General features: G+C 39.8%; 1 protein-coding gene. It reads left to right on the top strand.

Features of this window, described 5'->3' with window-relative positions; translation table 11 throughout:
* Positions 1-76: 76 nt before the first annotated feature.
* Positions 77-436 carry a hypothetical protein gene (locus MO867_RS22610; protein ID WP_252473372.1) on the top strand — a complete coding sequence of 120 codons (360 nt, stop codon included), beginning with the start codon at positions 77-79 and terminating at the stop codon, positions 434-436.
* The last annotated feature ends 21 nt before the right edge of the window (positions 437-457 follow it).

Raw genomic sequence — 457 nt, 5'->3', positions numbered from 1 at the left:
CGAGGTCCGCTAGCATAACAATCAGCGGCAGAGCGACAGCCAACGCTGGGCGTTAGCCCCTAAGGTAAGAAAGTATATGCGTTTAACAGAGAAACAAATTCAGTATGGTTTCTACTATTTCTTTCCTGATGATGAGCATTCTAAAAGTGTTGTCGAGGTAGCTGAATATAATGGTGAAAAAGAACTCACGATAAATTGTACTCAACTAAATCAAAGCTATAAACCAAAAGACAAAAAGAGAATTCTTAATGAATGGATAGAATTCTTGAATGAGCACCCTGATGCTTTCACTAAACTTGGATTTGGGACCCGGATGCCGCAAGAATTGTTTGAGGCTGTATGCCAACAAACAAACCTCGTTGATTTAGATATAAAATGGGGAGCTTATTCTGATTTATCTAAAATCAACACTTCGGACAGTTTCATGCAGCTATAGCCCCATAGTCACTGTACCGCT

This window comes from Microbulbifer okhotskensis (genome assembly GCF_023895975.1).
Taxonomy (GTDB): domain Bacteria; phylum Pseudomonadota; class Gammaproteobacteria; order Pseudomonadales; family Cellvibrionaceae; genus Microbulbifer; species Microbulbifer okhotskensis.
Note: the sequence above shows the minus strand (reverse complement) of the source record. Positions and strands in the feature narration are given on the sequence as shown.